At 71.5% G+C, this 14263-nt stretch carries 13 protein-coding genes; 7 read left to right on the top strand and 6 right to left on the bottom strand.

Features of this window, described 5'->3' with window-relative positions:
• The first annotated feature begins 35 nt into the window (after positions 1-35).
• Both ACZ4UB_RS29865 and ACZ4UB_RS29870 read left to right on the top strand, forming a co-directional pair.
• Positions 36-1085 (top strand): LLM class F420-dependent oxidoreductase, encoded by a 1050-nt coding sequence (locus ACZ4UB_RS29865; protein WP_468074891.1) that lies wholly within the window; start codon positions 36-38, stop codon positions 1083-1085.
• 208 nt (positions 1086-1293) lie between these two features.
• Positions 1294-2121 (top strand): ferritin-like domain-containing protein, encoded by an 828-nt coding sequence (locus ACZ4UB_RS29870; protein ID WP_468074893.1) that lies wholly within the window; start codon positions 1294-1296, stop codon positions 2119-2121.
• On the opposite strand, the gene corA is transcribed toward ACZ4UB_RS29870, so the two are convergent.
• Entirely contained in the window at positions 2099-3091 is a 993-nt protein-coding gene (gene corA, locus ACZ4UB_RS29875; protein WP_354383603.1) for a magnesium/cobalt transporter CorA, read from the bottom strand. The two genes, ACZ4UB_RS29870 and corA, sit on opposite strands and share 23 nt — an antisense overlap.
• 54 nt (positions 3092-3145) lie before the next feature.
• Between corA and ACZ4UB_RS29880 the strand changes: the two genes are divergently transcribed.
• The 4 genes from ACZ4UB_RS29880 to mshC all read left to right on the top strand — a co-directional run bounded on the left by ACZ4UB_RS29880 (position 3146) and on the right by mshC (position 6828).
• On the top strand, positions 3146-3868 hold the full coding sequence (locus ACZ4UB_RS29880; RefSeq protein WP_468074896.1) for a histidine phosphatase family protein: 723 nt from the start codon (positions 3146-3148) through the stop codon (positions 3866-3868).
• 94 nt (positions 3869-3962) lie between these two features.
• Positions 3963-4553, top strand: a complete 591-nt coding sequence (locus ACZ4UB_RS29885; RefSeq protein ID WP_354383605.1) for a DUF3090 domain-containing protein — start codon at positions 3963-3965, stop codon at positions 4551-4553.
• A 5-nt stretch (positions 4554-4558) separates the two neighbouring features.
• A complete protein-coding gene (locus ACZ4UB_RS29890) occupies positions 4559-5467 on the top strand; it encodes an SCO1664 family protein (RefSeq protein ID WP_468074919.1) in 909 nt (302 codons plus the stop codon).
• A 131-nt stretch (positions 5468-5598) separates the two neighbouring features.
• On the top strand, positions 5599-6828 hold the full coding sequence (mshC, locus tag ACZ4UB_RS29895) for a cysteine--1-D-myo-inosityl 2-amino-2-deoxy-alpha-D-glucopyranoside ligase (protein WP_468074898.1): 1230 nt from the start codon (positions 5599-5601) through the stop codon (positions 6826-6828).
• 344 nt (positions 6829-7172) lie between these two features.
• On the opposite strand, the gene ACZ4UB_RS29900 is transcribed toward mshC, so the two are convergent.
• The 5 genes from ACZ4UB_RS29900 to ACZ4UB_RS29920 all read right to left on the bottom strand — a co-directional run bounded on the left by ACZ4UB_RS29900 (position 7173) and on the right by ACZ4UB_RS29920 (position 13419).
• On the bottom strand, positions 7173-8174 hold the full coding sequence (locus tag ACZ4UB_RS29900; RefSeq protein ID WP_354383609.1) for a PAC2 family protein: 1002 nt from the start codon (positions 8172-8174) through the stop codon (positions 7173-7175).
• 123 nt (positions 8175-8297) lie between these two features.
• Positions 8298-9905, bottom strand: coding sequence for a glycerol-3-phosphate dehydrogenase/oxidase (locus ACZ4UB_RS29905; protein WP_468074900.1), 1608 nt, complete (start codon positions 9903-9905; stop codon positions 8298-8300).
• A 39-nt stretch (positions 9906-9944) separates the two neighbouring features.
• Positions 9945-11471, bottom strand: a complete 1527-nt coding sequence (gene glpK, locus ACZ4UB_RS29910; protein ID WP_354383611.1) for a glycerol kinase GlpK — start codon at positions 11469-11471, stop codon at positions 9945-9947.
• A 77-nt stretch (positions 11472-11548) separates the two neighbouring features.
• Positions 11549-12331, bottom strand: coding sequence for an MIP/aquaporin family protein (locus ACZ4UB_RS29915; protein WP_354383612.1), 783 nt, complete (start codon positions 12329-12331; stop codon positions 11549-11551).
• 320 nt (positions 12332-12651) lie between these two features.
• A complete protein-coding gene (locus ACZ4UB_RS29920; protein ID WP_354383613.1) occupies positions 12652-13419 on the bottom strand; it encodes an IclR family transcriptional regulator in 768 nt (255 codons plus the stop codon).
• Between the two features lie 251 nt (positions 13420-13670).
• Between ACZ4UB_RS29920 and ACZ4UB_RS29925 the strand changes: the two genes are divergently transcribed.
• Positions 13671-14263 (top strand): homocysteine S-methyltransferase family protein (locus tag ACZ4UB_RS29925; protein WP_468074903.1); only part of this gene is annotated, 593 nt, incomplete at its 3' end.

A 14263-nucleotide genomic window follows, 5' to 3' on the forward strand; every position in this document is an offset into this window, starting at 1 on the left:
TCAGTACAGACGTGTACCGGCTTAAAGGGGACGACATGCGGCTCGGCATCAATCTCGGCTACTGGGGCGCGGGCATGGACGCCGACAACCTGGCCGTCGCCCGGGAGGCGGACCGCCTCGGCTACGACGTCTGCTGGGCCGCCGAGGCCTACGGCTCCGACGCCCCGACCGTCCTGGCCTGGGTCGCCGCCCAGACCGAGCGCATCGACATCGGCTCCGCGATCCTCCAGATCCCGGCCCGTCAGCCCGCGATGACCGCGATGACCGCCGCCACCCTGGACTCCCTCTCCGGCGGCCGCTTCCGCCTCGGCCTCGGCGTCTCCGGCCCGCAGGTCTCCGAGGGCTGGTACGGCGTGAAGTTCGACAAGCCGCTGGCCCGCACCCGCGAGTACGTGGAGATCGTCCGCAAGGCCATGAGCCGCGAGCGCCTCACGCACGACGGCGAGCACTGGACCCTGCCGCTGCCCGGTGGCCCCGGCAAGCCGCTCAAGCTCACCGTGCACCCCACCCGCGAGCACATCCCGCTCTACATCGCGGCCATCGGCCCCAAGAACCTGGAGCAGACCGGCGAGATCGCCGACGGCGCCCTGCTCATCTTCCCGGCCGCCGAGCACCTGGAGGCCACCGCCCTCACCCACATCCGGGCGGGCCGCGAGAAGGTCGGGCTGACCATGGACGGCTTCGACGTCTGTCCGACCGTCCCGCTCGCCGTGGGCGACGACGTGAACGCCCTCGCCGACATGTTCCGCCCCTACACCGCCCTGTACGTCGGCGGCATGGGCAGCCGCAAGCAGAACTTCTACAACCAGCTCGCCCAGCGCATGGGCTACGAGAAGGAAGCCGCCGAGATCCAGGACAAGTACCTGGCCGGCGACAAGACGGGCGCGGCCGCCGCGATCCCGCACTCGCTGATCGACTCGACCACCCTGCTCGGCTCCGTGGAGCGGATCGCGGACAAGATGACGGCCTACGCCGAGGCCGGGGTCACCACCCTGACGCTGGCCCCGGCCGGCTTCACCCTGGAGGAGCGCCTCACCGCCCTGCGCGCCGGCACCGAGGCCCTGGAGCGGGCCGGACTCGCGTAGCGCACGTCCCGGGGGCGGGGCCGGGAGGAAGTCTGCGGCCGTGGTGGGGGCTCGGGGGGTCTTCCCCGCCACGGCCGGCACAGCGAACAACGCGCCGGGGGCCCGGTGGGTTACGCCCCCGGGCCTACCCCTTCGGGCTACCTACGGTTGCCCGCATCCGGGATCGGGACTTGAGTGAAGTCCCGCTTCCCCGGAGGTGTTCCGTCCCATGCTCTCTGCTCGCAGCCTGTTCCGGGAGATCCTCGAACACGACGACTCCTTCCAGCTGTTCTGTTCCATCGCCGCCAGCGGGGAGTCCCAGGGCGGCTGGGAGAACGCGCGGATCGCGGCGCTGGTGCCCGACGGCATGCGCACCCTCGCGCCCCGGATCGTGCGGCACGGCGCCGACGAGGACAAGCACGGGCGGATCTTCCACGCCCTGCTGCGCCACCGGGGACTGCACGCCGTCACCGTCCCGGCCGACACCGACTACACGATGAAGCTGGAGCGGCTCGGCATCGGGCTCGCCCACGAGAAGCTGCGCCGCGCCGAACCCCTGACCGAGCGCGACATCGTCGTCTACCTCGCCCACAGCCGGGTCACCGAACAGCGCGCCGCCGACCAGATGAAGCTCCTCGTGCGCCACTTCGGCGACCACCCCGAGATCGGCCGGGCCGTGCGCATGATCAGCGCCGACGAGGACAACCACCTCGCCTACTGCCACGAGGAACTCCTGCGCCTCGCCGCCGCCGGCCACGGACGCACCATCCAGCGGGTACTGCGCCAGAGCGCCCTGGCCGAGATCACCGTCTACCGCGACGTCAGCCTCGCCGTGATGGCCCACATGGGCCGCCTGCTGCGCTGGCCCCCGGCCAAGTCCGCCGCGCTCGCCGCCGGGATCCGCTCCGTCCACGCCTACGAGCGCTTCGCCGGCTGGCACCGCATGGTGGACCTGCGGATGCCGGAGCACCGCGACGCCCTCGGCACCGGCAGCGGCCCGGGAGGTGCGGGCCGGACCCACCCGGTGGTGGTCCCTACAGCCAGCCCCGCCGCTTGAACATGCGGTGCAGGCCCACGCACAGCAGCGCCATCACGATCAACACGCCCGGATAGCCCCACGCGTGCGTCAGCTCCGGCATGTGCTCGAAGTTCATCCCGTAGATCCCCGCGACCATCGTGGGCACCGCCGCCATCGCCGCCCACGCCGAGATCTTGCGCATGTCGTCGTTCTGCCGGACGCCCATCTGCGCCAGGTGCGCCGCCAGCGCGTCCGAGAGCAGCCGGTCCAGGCCCTCGATGTACTCGTTCGCCTTCGTCAGGTGGTCGGAGACGTCCCGGAAGAAGGGCCGCGAGTGGTCGTGCACGAACGGCACGTTCCCCGAGGCCAGCCGGTCCATCGGCTGGAGCAGCGGGCTGGTCGCCCGCCGGAACTCCAGCACCTGCCGCTTGAAGCCGTAGATCCGCGCCGCCGTGTTCTTCGCGTCCGAGGGATTCGGCGCGAACACCTCGGCCTCGAGCTCCTCCAGGTCCGCCTGGAGCTCCGCCGCCACCTCGATGTAGTGGTCCACCACCGCGTCGGCCACCGCGTACAACACCGCCGTGGGCCCGTGCTTGAGCACCTCCGGTTCCTGTTCCAACCGGCGCCGCACGGCGGTCAGCGCGGCCCCCTCGCCGTGCCGCACCGTCACGACGAACGAGTCGCCGATGAAGACCATCAGCTCGCCCGTGGTCACCGTGTCCGTGGCGTCGTCGTACAGGACCGGCTTGAGGACGACGAAGAGCGAGTCGTCGTAGACCTCCAACTTCGGCCGCTGGTGCGCCGTGAGCGCGTCCTCGACGGCGAGCGCGTGCAGCCCGAACTCCCGGCTGACGTGCTCGAACTCCTTCGCCGACGGCTCGTGCATGCCGACCCACAGGAAGGCGTCGCCGGCGGCCCTGGCCTCGGCCAGGGCGTCCGAGAAGTCCTCGGGTCCTTCGGTACGGCGGCCGTCCCGGTAAATCGCACAGTCCACAATCACCCGGGGCATTCTTCCCTGACCCGGCCCCGGCCGCACACCACGCCGACCGCTTACCCTGTCGCCATGGCCACGCTGATCCTCGTACGACACGGGCGGTCCACCGCCAACACCGCAGGGCTGCTCGCCGGATGGACCCCCGGCGTCGAGCTGGACGAGCGCGGCGCCGAACAGGCCGCCGCGCTGCCCGGCCGCCTCGCGGACCTGCCGCTCGCCGCCGCCGTCACCAGCCCGCTGGAGCGCTGCCGCCAGACCCTGGCACCGCTGCTCGCAGCCCGGCCGGACCTGCCGCTGCACCCGGACGAGCGGATCGGCGAGTGCCACTACGGCGACTGGTCCGGGCGCAAACTCTCCGAACTGTCCGACGAACCCCTGATGCGGATCGTCCAGCAGCACCCGTCGGCCGCGGCCTTCCCCGGCGGCGAGTCCATGCGCGCCATGCAGGCGCGCGCCGTGGACGCCGTCCGCGAGTGGAACGCGCGCATCGACGAGGAGCACGGCTCCGACGCCGCGTACCTGATGTGTTCGCACGGCGACATCATCAAGTCGCTCGTCGCCGACGCCCTCGGGATGCACCTCGACCTCTTCCAACGCATCCACGTCGACCCCTGTTCGATCACCGCGATCCGCTACACGCCGACCCGCCCCTTCCTGCTCCGGCTCGGCGACACCGGGGAGTTCGCCGGCCTCGGCGCTCGACCCGCGGCGGAGGGTGCGCCGGAGCACGCGGACAAAGGCGCCGAAGACGGCGGGAACGCCGTCGTGGGAGGCGGCGCGGGCGCTGCGTGATCGAACGGCGCAGTAGGGTGGACTGGCCCCGATACATCAGCACAGACACACGTGCGCAGACCTCCCCCTGCCGCAGAGAAACCGGAGACTGGACGTGCCCCGTCAGGTGTTCCTCTACGACCCGCCGGACCGCTTCGTGGCCGGCACGGTCGGCCTGCCCGGACGCCGAACCTTCTTCCTCCAGGCTTCCACCGGCCCCCGCGTGACCAGCGTGTCCCTGGAGAAGACCCAGGTCGCGGCGCTCGCGGAGCGGATGGACGAGCTGCTGGACGAAGTCGTGCGGCGCACCGGGGGCAATGCCCCGGTCCCCGCCGTGGCCTCCACCGAGGCCGCGGACACGGCCCCCCTCGACGTACCCGTCGAGGAGGAGTTCCGCGTCGGCACCATGGCCCTGGCCTGGGACGGCGAGGAACAGCGCATGATCGTCGAGGCGCAGGCCCTGGTGGAACTCGACGCCGACTCGGACGAGGACCTCGCCGAGGCGGAGGAGCGGCTGCTCCAGGACGAGGAGAACGGCCCGCCCATGCTGCGGGTGCGGCTCTCCGGGGCGCAGGCCCGCGCCTTCGCCAAGCGGGCCCTCGACGTGGTCAACGCGGGACGCCCGCCGTGCCCGCTGTGCAGCCTGCCCCTGGACCCCGAGGGGCACGTCTGTCCGCGCCAGAACGGCTACCGGCGCGGGGCGTGAACGCGATGGGGGACGACGTGACGCGGGAGCACCAGCCGGACGACGGGCACGGCGACCAGCCCCAGCAGCCGACCGAGGCGCTCCTCGACGTGCTCGCGCGCGGTGAGCTGACCGTCCGGGGCCGGATCCGCGAGGCGTCCAACGCCGTGCTGCTGTGCACCGTGACCCACGGCGGGGTGAGCCTGGACTGCGTCTACAAGCCCGTCAAGGGCGAGCGGCCGCTGTGGGACTTCCCCGACGGCAACCTCGCCCAGCGCGAGCGCGCCGCCTTCCTGGTCTCCGAGGCCACCGGCTGGGGCCTGGTCCCGGCGACCGTGCTGCGCGACGGGCCCTACGGCGAGGGCATGGTCCAGCACTGGATCGAGGCCGCGGAGCCCGCCGAGGACGACGCCGACGCCGACGACGCCGCGGAGGCCGAGGGCCCGGCCGGGGCGAGGCTGCTCGCGCTGGTCGACGGCGAGGAAGCGGGGGAGGGCTGGAAGCCCGTCGCCCTCGCCGACGTCGGCGAGGGCCGCACCGCCCTCCTCGTGCACGCCGACGACCCCCGGCTGCGCCGCCTCGCCGTCCTCGACGCCGTGATCAACAACGGCGACCGCAAGGGCGGCCACCTGCTGCCGGCCCCCGACGGCCGGCTCTACGGCATCGACCACGGCGTGAGCTTCCACACCGAGGACAAGCTGCGCACCCTGCTCTGGGGCTGGGCGGGGGAGCCGCTCACCGACGAGGCGCGCGCGGTGCTCGCCTCCCTGGCCGCCCTGCTGGCCGAGGGAGCGCCGCTCGCCACCCGACTGGCGGAACTGATCACACCGGTCGAGCTGGACGCCGTACGGGGCCGGGTGGCGGACCTGCTGCGGACCGGGGAGCATCCCCGACCCTCCGGGGAGTGGCCCTCGATCCCCTGGCCGCCCGTCTGACCCCGGCCGCCACCGGGCCGCGGGCCCGTACGGACGTACGCACACAACCGGCCGGACCGCAAGGGATTCGATCACGCCAAGAGCGCAGGTCCGGTTCGTTTGAGGAACACCCGTCCGGTTAGGCTCGATGCATGCATGCCTGGCCCGCTTCTGAGGTCCCCGCCCTGCCTGGCAAGGGCCGCGACCTCCAGATCCACGACACTTCGACTCAGGGGAAGGTCACCCTTTCCCCCGGTCCCGTCGCCCGTATCTACGTCTGCGGAATCACCCCGTACGACGCGACCCACATGGGTCACGCGGCGACCTACAACGCGTTCGACCTCGTGCAGCGCGTGTGGCTCGACACCAAGCGGCAGGTGCACTACGTCCAGAACGTGACCGACGTGGACGATCCGCTCCTGGAGCGGGCCCTGCGCGACGGACACGACTGGACCGAGCTCGCCGAGCGCGAGACCGCCCTGTTCCGCGAGGACATGACCGCCCTGCGGATGCTCCCGCCGCAGCACTACATCGGCGCCGTCGAGGCCATACCCGGCATCGTGCCGCTCGTGGAGCGACTCCGGGACGCGGGCGCCGCGTACGAACTCGACGGCGATACCTACTTCTCGGTCGAGTCCGACCCGCACTTCGGCGGGGTCTCGCACCTCGACGCCGAGGCGATGCGGCTGCTCTCCGCCGAGCGGGGCGGCGACCCCGAACGCCCCGGCAAGAAGAACCCGCTCGACCCGATGCTGTGGATGGCCGCCCGCCCGGGCGAGCCGAGCTGGGACGGCGGCTCGCTGGGCCGCGGCCGGCCCGGCTGGCACATCGAGTGCGTCGCCATCGCCCTGGACCACCTGGGCATGGGCTTCGACATCCAGGGCGGCGGGTCCGACCTCGCCTTCCCGCACCACGAGATGGGCGCCTCGCACGCGCAGGCCCTGACGGGCGAGTTCCCGATGGCCAAGGCGTACGTGCACGCGGGCATGGTCGGGCTGAACGGCGAGAAGATGTCGAAGTCCAAGGGCAACCTGGTCTTCGTCTCGGCGCTGCGGCGCTCCGGGGTCGACCCGGCGGCGATCCGCCTGGCCCTGCTCTCGCACCACTACCGGGCCGACTGGGAGTGGACGGACGGCGTCCTCGCCGATGCGGTGGCGCGGCTGGAGCGGTGGCGTGCGGCGGTGTCCCGGCCGGACGGGCTCGCGGCCGACGCGCTGGTGGAGGAGGTCCGGGAGGCCCTCGCCGATGACCTGGACGCGCCGGCGGCGCTGGCGGCCGTGGACCGCTGGGCGGACGCGCAGATCGCCTCCGGCGGCTCCGACGAGGCCGCGCCCGGGCTGGTCTCGCGGACCGTGGACGCCCTGTTGGGCGTGGCCCTCTGACCCTGGCCGGTCCCGGCCGGCCGTGACCGTGGCCCCTGCCCTTCCGGGTGGGGGCCGCGGTGCGTTCAGGGGGGCGGGTGCGGCTCCACGTGCCCTCCGGGGGCGCCTCAAACGCCGGCGGGGCTGGAGTGGGTCCCGGAGGGACTTGAAGCCCTTCCCGCCACCTACGGCACGGGCCCCGCCGAATCCCTCGCGGACCTCGTCGAGATCGCCGGAAGCCCGGGCGTCCACCTGGCCGACGCGGTGAACGACCCCGCGCTCCTCACCGAGGCCGCTACGCACCCCGCATCGAACGGACCTCCCCCTGGGCGCGGACGCGTCCGAGGGAAGACCGTGACCCTCGTCTAGGCCTCCGGGGTGTCCGGGGCGGGGTCTTCCGGCGGAGGGTCGGTGGGGTCCTCCGCGGCCGCGTCCGGTTTGCGGCGCGGGCCTTTCGGTCGACCGCTCGACGGGTCGCGCAGGTACGAACCGTCCCCCGGGTCGCCCGCCACGGCGGGACCCGGCCCACCGTCGCGCCGCCGCAGGTACCGCTCGAACTCCCGGGCGATGGCCTCCCCGGAGGCCTCCGGGAGGTCCGCCGTGTCCCGCGCCTCCTCCAGCGTCTGGACGTACTCCGCCACCTCGCTGTCCTCGGCGGCCAGTTGGTCCACCCCCACCTGCCACGCCCGCGCGTCCTCCGGCAGTTCGCCCAGCGGGATGCGGATGTCCAGGAGGTCCTCCAGGCGGTTCAGGAGGGCCAGCGTCGCCTTCGGGTTCGGCGGCTGCGACACGTAGTGCGGCACCGCCGCCCACAGCGAGACGGCCGGAACACCCGCGTGCGTGCAGGCCTCCTGGAGGATCCCGACGATGCCCGTGGGGCCCTCGTACCGGGTCTCCTCCAGGTCCATCGTCCGGGCCAGGTCCGGATCGGACGTCACCCCGCTCACCGGCACCGGCCGGGTGTGCGGGGTGTCCCCGAGCAGCGCGCCCAGGATGACCACCATCTCCACGCCCAGTTCGTGGGCGAAGCCCAGGATCTCGTTGCAGAACGACCGCCACCGCATGGACGGTTCGATGCCCCGCACCAGGACCAGGTCGCGCGGCTTGGCGCCGCCCACCCGGACCACGGACAACCGGGTGGTCGGCCAGGTGACCTTGCGCACCCCGTTGTCCAGCCACACCGTCGGACGGTTGACCTGGAAGTCGTAGTAGTCCTCGGCGTCCAGCGCCGCGAACACCTCGCCCTTCCACTCCCGGTCCAGGTGCGTCACCGCACCGGAGGCGGCGTCACCCGCGTCGTTCCAGCCCTCGAACGCGGCCACCATGACCGGGTCGATCAGCTCGGGCACGCCCTCAAGCTCGATCACCCAGGTCTCCTTCCGAAGTTCCTTGCCTACGGGGGCCAGCCTAAGCCTTGGCGGTGTGCCTGCCACAGCCATCGGAAAAGGGGTGGTCCCCGGGACCACCCCTCTTCCCCACCTGCGCGGAAGCTATGCCTTGCGGCTCAGCATCTCCTCGACGCGGGCGCGCACCTCGTCGTTGTCGAGACCGCGCACGGTGACCGTCGTACGGCGGCGCAGGACGTCGTCGACCGTCTCCGCCCACTCGTGGTCACGGGCGTAGGCGACCTGCGCCCAGATCTCCGGGCCGTCCTCGTGGATCCGCTCGCCGAGCGCCGGGTCCTCATTGGCCAGGCGCGCGATGTCGAAGGCCAGCGAGCCGTAGTGGGAGGCCAGGTGGCGCGCGGTCAGCGGGTCCATCCGCGAGCCCGGGTCCCGGTCGATCAGCAGCCGGTGCGCGACCGCGTTGGGGTTGGCGACACCGGGCAGCGGCACCCGGCGCACCAGGGACTTCACCGGCTCCATGTCGTCGGTCAGCGGGCTGCCCGGGAGCTTCGCCAGCTTGTCCATGACCACGCGGCCGATGTGCCGGTACGTCGTCCACTTGCCGCCGGCCACCGACAGCATGCCCGCGCGGCCCTCGGAGACCACCGTCTCGCGCTTGGCCTTCTCGACCCCGCCGGGGCCGCCGGGCAGCACCCGCAGGCCCGCGAAGGCGTACGTCATCAGGGAGCGGTCGAGGTCGGCGTCCTTCACGGAGAAGGCCGCCTCGTCGAGGATCTGCTCGATGTCGGACTCGGTGGCGCGCACGTCCGCCGGGTCGCCCTCGTAGGCCTCGTCGGTCGTACCGAGCAGCAGCTGGTCCTCCCAGGGGAGGGCGAAGGTGATGCGGTACTTGTCGATCGGGGTGGCCATGGCGGCCTTCCACGGCGACTTGCGCTTCATCACGATGTGCGCGCCCTTGGAGAGGCGGATCGACGGCATCGAGTGCTTGTCTTCCATGCGCCGCAGGTGGTCCACCCACGGGCCGGTGGCGTTGAGCACGACGCGCGCGTCGACCCCGAACTCGGTGCCGTCGAGACGGTCCTTGAGCTCGGCGCCGGAGACCCGGCCCTGCGTCATGCGCAGGCCGGTGACCTCGGCGTGGTTGAGGACGACCGCGCCCGACTCGACGGCCGCGCGGACCGTCATGACGGCGACGCGGGAGTCGTTCATCTGGTGGTCGTAGTAGACCGCGACGGCCTTCAGGTTGTCGGTCTTCAGACCCGGGTTGTCGGCGGCGGCGCGGGCCGGGGATATGACCTTGCCGATGCCGTCACCGAAGGCCGAGAGGGCCGAGTACGCGAAGACGCCCGCGCCCAGCTTCGCGGCGCCGACCGGGCCGCCCTTGTACACGGGGAGGTAGAAGGTCAGCGGGTTGACCAGGTGCGGGGCCACGTCCTTGGCCAGTACCCGGCGCTCGTGGTGGTTCTCCGCGACCAGCTTGACCGCGCCGGTCTGCAGGTAGCGCAGGCCGCCGTGGACGAGCTTGGAGGAGGCCGAGGAGGTGGCGCCGGCGAAGTCGCCGGCGTCCACCATGGCGACCCGCAGACCCGACTGCGCGGCGTGCCAGGCCACCGAGGTGCCCAGGATTCCACCGCCGATGACGAGCAGGTCGTACGTGGCCTTGGCCAGCTGCTCGCGGGTCTCGGCTCGGCTCGCGTTCGAACCGGCGGTCGGGTGCGATCCCAGCGAGGGAACGCTCTGCAGGCTGCTCATATCTCTCTTAGCTCCTCGTCGATGCGACAGCTGGTGCGGTCAGCTGGCGTCTTCGTCGTCGATCCAGCCCATGGACCGCTCGACGGCCTTGAGCCAGTTCTTGTACTCGCGGTCCCGCTGTTCGGCGGGCATGCGCGGGGTCCACTCCGCCGCGCGGCGCCAGTTGGCGCGCAGGGCGTCGGTGTCGGGCCAGAAACCGACGGCCAGGCCGGCGGCGTAGGCGGCGCCGAGGCAGGTGGTCTCGGCGACCATCGGGCGCACCACGGGGGCGTCCACGAAGTCGGAGAGGGTCTGCATCAGCAGGTTGTTGGAGGTCATGCCGCCGTCGACCTTGAGGGCCGCCAGCTCGACGCCGGAGTCCTTGGTCATGGCGTCGGTGATCTCGCGGGTCTGCCAGGCGGTGGCCTCCAGGACGGCACGGGCGATGTGCGCCTTGGTGACGTACCGGGTGAGGCCGGCGATCACACCGCGGGCGTCGGAGCGCCAGTACGGGGCGAACAGGCCGGAGAAGGCGGGGACGAAGTAGGCGCCGCCGTTGTCCTCGACCGAGGACGCGAGGGTCTCGATCTCGGCCGCGGTCTTGATCATGCCCATCTGGTCGCGCATCCACTGGACGAGCGAGCCGGTGACGGCGATGGAGCCCTCCAGCGCGTAGACCGGCTTCTGGTCGCCGATCTGGTAGCCGACCGTGGTCAGCAGGCCGCTGTAGGAGTTGATGATCTTGTCGCCGGTGTTCATGAGCATGAACGTGCCGGTGCCGTATGTCGACTTCGCCTCGCCCTCGGCGAAACAGGTCTGGCCGAAGAGGGCGGCCTGCTGGTCACCGAGCGCCGAGGCGACCGGGACACCGGCGAGGACGCCGTCCTTGACGTGGCCGTAGACCTCGGCGGAGGACTTGATCTCGGGGAGGACGTTGAGGGGGACCTCCATCGACTCCGCGATGCGCTCGTCCCACGCCAGGGTGTGCAGGTTCATCAGCATGGTGCGCGAGGCGTTGGTGACGTCGGTGACGTGCACGCCGCCCTCGGCGCCGCCGGTGAGGTTCCAGATGACCCAGGAGTCCATCGTGCCGAAGAGGATGTCCCCGGCCTCGGCGCGCTCGCGCAGGCCCTCGACGTTGTCGAGCAGCCAGCGGACCTTGGGGCCGGCGAAGTACGAGGCGAGCGGCAGGCCCGTCTCGCGGCGGAAGCGGTCCTGGCCGACGTTGCGGCCGAGCTCCTTGCACAGGGCGTCGGTGCGGGTGTCCTGCCAGACCAGCGCGTTGTGCACGGGCTGGCCGGTGTGGCGGTCCCACAGGACGGTGGTCTCGCGCTGGTTGGTGATGCCGACGGCCTTCACGTCGGCCGAGGTGATCTCGGCCTTGGCGATGGCCCCCGCGACGACCTCCTGGACGTTGGTCCAGATCTCGGTGGCGTCGTGCTCGACCCAGCCCGGCTTCGGGAAGATCTGCTCGTGCTCCTTCTGGTCGACGGCGACGATGCGCCCGTCGCGGTCGAAGACGATGCAGCGGGAAGAGGTGGTGCCCTGGTCGATCGCGGCGATGAAGGGGCCGGTGCTGCTGGTCATGGTGGCTGCTCCTGGCAGGTCTGTGAGTAGGCGGAATCAGGGGGCGGTGCGGATCGTGCGCAACGTGCCGGTACTGATCAGGCGAACGCGAGGTTGTACAGACCGCCGGCGAGGGCGGCACCGGCGAGCGGTCCGACCACCGGGATCCAGGAGTATCCCCAATCCGAGCCGCCCTTGTTGGGCAGCGGAAGCAGGGCGTGCACTATGCGGGGACCGAGGTCGCGCACAGGGTTGATCGCGTAGCCGGTCGGCCCGCCCAGCGAGAGGCCGATGCCGACGACCACGAACGAGGTGATCAGGACGCCGATGACGCCGAGGCCCTTGCCGTCGTCCTGGAGGCCCTGGGTCAAGATGGCCAGGACCAGGACGGCCGTGCCGATGATCTCGGTGATGAGGTTCTGCGCGACATGACGGATCTCGGGGCCCGTCGAGAAGACTCCGAGCACCGGACCGGCCTGGTCGTGCGGGTGCGGGTCCTCGGGGCCCAGCTTGGCGTCGCGGATGTGCTCCGGGTCGGCGAGGTGGGCGCGGAACTGGCCGTAGTACGTCGCCCACATCAGCACGGCGCCGAGCATGGCGCCGAGCAGCTGGCCGGCGAAGTACACCGGTACGTCGTTCCAGTCGCCGCTCTTGATGGCGAGGCCGACGGTGACCGCCGGGTTCAGGTGGGCACCCGAGAGCGGGGCGGACACGTAGGCGGCGATCAGGACGGCGAAGCCCCAGCCGAACGTGATCGCCAGCCAGCCCGCGTTGCGGGCCTTGGAGCTCTTGAGCGTCACGGCGGCGCAGACGCCTCCGCCGAGCAGGGTGAGCAGGGCGGTACCGATGGTCTCGCCGATGAAGATGTCGGAGCTGGACACCCGCGACTCCTTTGTCAAAAACGTCCATGGGGTGGGCGGAACACCGGGTCCCTCCGGTGGTCCCACGCACTCGGTGAGTGCTGCACCGGTTCCTTGGCCTTGCCACACCTTAACGCGTATTGCCGTTAAGTGTTCGACAATGCCGACCGGTGAACGGCAGTTTTCCGCCCAGGTGGAGAACGCGTCAAGGGTTGGCCAGGCCAAAGTGCAGGATCGTTACCAGTAGGTACGATCGCCCAAATCCAGCCATCCCATGATCAGGAACGCGCCGAAATGGGCATGGAACGGCCAGGGAGGGGCTCCCGGCTGAGAAGGGAAGGTCAGAACCGGCCCGCGCCGAGATCGCGCGAAACCGCACGCGCGCAGTCGCGCACCGCCGCCACCAGCGCCGGACGCGGCTCCCCGGACTCGCCGCAGACCCGCTCCACGGCGCCCGAGACCGCCACCGCGCCCACGGGCATCCGGCGCCGGTCGTGGATCGGCGCGGCCACCGAGGCCAGACCGTCCCAGGTCTCCTCGACGTCGGAGCCCCAGCCGCGCGCCCGGGTCAGGTCCAGCACCTCTTCGAAGCCGGCCGGGTCCGTGACCGTACGGGGCGTGAACGGCTCCCGCTCGGCCTCCGCGGCCTGGCTGTGCGCCACCGGGTCGTACGCCGACAGCACCTTGCCCAGGGCCGTGGAGTGCAGCGGCTGCATGGCCCCCACCTCCAGCACCTGGCGGCTGTCGTCGGGGCGGAAGACGTGGTGCATGATCAGCACCCCGCTCTTGTGGAGCACCCCCACGTACACGCTCTCGCCGCTCGCCCGGGCCAGGTCGTCCGTCCAGACCAGCGCGCGGGCGCGCAGCTCGTGCACGTCCAGATAGCTGTTGCCCAGGCGCAGCAGCTCCGCCCCCAGCTGGTAGCGGCCCGATACGGGGTCCTGCTCCACGAAACCCTCGGCCTGGAGGGTGCGCAGGATGCCGTGGGCGGTGCCCTTGGCCAGCCCCAGCGAGGAGGCCACGTCCGACAGGCCGTAGCGGCGCTCGCCCCCCGCCAGGAGTCGCAGCATCGCAGCGGCTCGCTCGAGCGACTGGATGTTCCGTGCCATCGGGCTGCCTCCTGCTGACGTGGTTCGACAATGCTGAACAGTATCGGTCGATGCCGACTCCGCGCATGGTGGGGAAAATGTTCGAGCCACGGCGAACCGGCCAGACCCGGTGGATCCCCGCGCACAGAATGCAGTCCGCCACGTGGGACACCCTCACCGGGGCCGCCTCCGCGCGGTTACCCTGACCGCGTGCACCCTTGACACAGAGGGGGTGCAAAGCCGACAGCCGTCGCATCCCAGGGAGCTCAACCATGGCCTCGTTGCCGAACCCGCCCGCCGCCGACACGCAGACCCGTGCCGACGCCCTCCGACAGGCACTGGCCACCCGCGTGGTGGTCGCCGACGGAGCCATGGGGACGATGCTCCAGGCCCAGGACCCGACGATGGAGGACTTCCAGCAGCTGGAAGGCTGCAACGAAGTCCTGAACGTGACGCGCCCCGACATCGTGCGCACGGTCCACGAGGCCTACTTCTCCGTCGGCGTCGACTGCGTCGAGACCAACACCTTCGGCACCAACCTCTCCGCCCTGGTGGAGTACGACATCCCGGAGCGCAACTTCGAGCTCTCGCAGGCGGGCGCGCGGATCGCGCGCGAGGTCGCGGACGAGTTCACGGCCTCCACGGGTCAGCAGCGCTGGGTGCTGGGCTCGATGGGCCCCGGCACCAAGCTCCCGACCCTGAACCACATCCGCTACGACGCGATCCGGGACGCCTACCAGATCAACGCCGAGGGCCTCCTCTCCGGCGGTGCGGACGCGTTGTTGGTGGAGACGACGCAGGACCTGCTCCAGACGAAGTCCTCGATCATCGGTGCGCGGCGGGCGATGGAGGCGTTGGGCGTCTC

This window comes from Streptomyces sp. NPDC028419, from assembly GCF_055565515.1.